Origin of the sequence: Vibrio sp. 1727, from assembly GCF_033344415.1 — a bacterium.
Lineage (GTDB): Bacteria > Pseudomonadota > Gammaproteobacteria > Enterobacterales > Vibrionaceae > Vibrio > Vibrio alginolyticus.
In genome coordinates, this window is the sequence record NZ_JAWPOT010000556.1 from 1 (window position 1) to 554 (window position 554).

Annotated in this window: 1 protein-coding gene and 1 pseudogene; both read left to right on the plus strand. The window is 48.6% G+C overall.

Features of this window, described 5'->3' with window-relative positions; translation table 11 throughout:
* Window positions 1-5: 5 nt before the first annotated feature.
* Window positions 6-383, plus strand: a complete 378-nt coding sequence (vscX, locus tag R8O10_RS26905) for a type III secretion system protein VscX (protein ID WP_005500522.1) — start codon at window positions 6-8, stop codon at window positions 381-383.
* Window positions 384-388: 5 nt separating this feature from the next.
* Window positions 389-554: pseudogene (gene vscY / locus R8O10_RS26910) on the plus strand (type III secretion system chaperone VscY); the annotation flags it as partial.

Below are 554 nucleotides of genomic sequence, written 5' to 3' on the forward strand. Positions count from 1 at the left end.
AGTTGATGACCCGAGTTAGTACGTTAAATGTCGGCATTGAAGCCTTTACTCACGTTTCCCATGGTGAAGTCGAAACGGATTTCCCCAAACGATTTCAGTTACTGCCGGATGGGCAAGCCGTCGCGACTCATTTGGAAAAACTGTATGACCTAAGACCGTCCGATCAATATTTGTTGGCGTTAGCGAAGCCAAAACTGAACCATTGTGAACTGCTTCGTCCAGAAAAGTACCGTCAGCAATTCGACAATACTTTAGCTCGTGTTCAGCAACTCGCACAGGAATCAGGCTCGGCGAACCTTGCTAAAGCCGCCGAAACGCTACAAAGCACACAACTGGACCAGCGTTACCTCACCATGGCGCTCAATCTTCTTATTCAGGTTTAACCCACATGCTAAGCACCAAAGATATTGAACTGTTGCTGGTTCACGCTGCGCTTCAAGTTCAATACCAACAACCCGATCAAGCCATCGCGATACTGGATGCCGTTTTAGAACTCGAACCAGAACGCGAAGATGCGTTACACACGCTCGCGGTCGCTTGTTTGCAAACTGGCC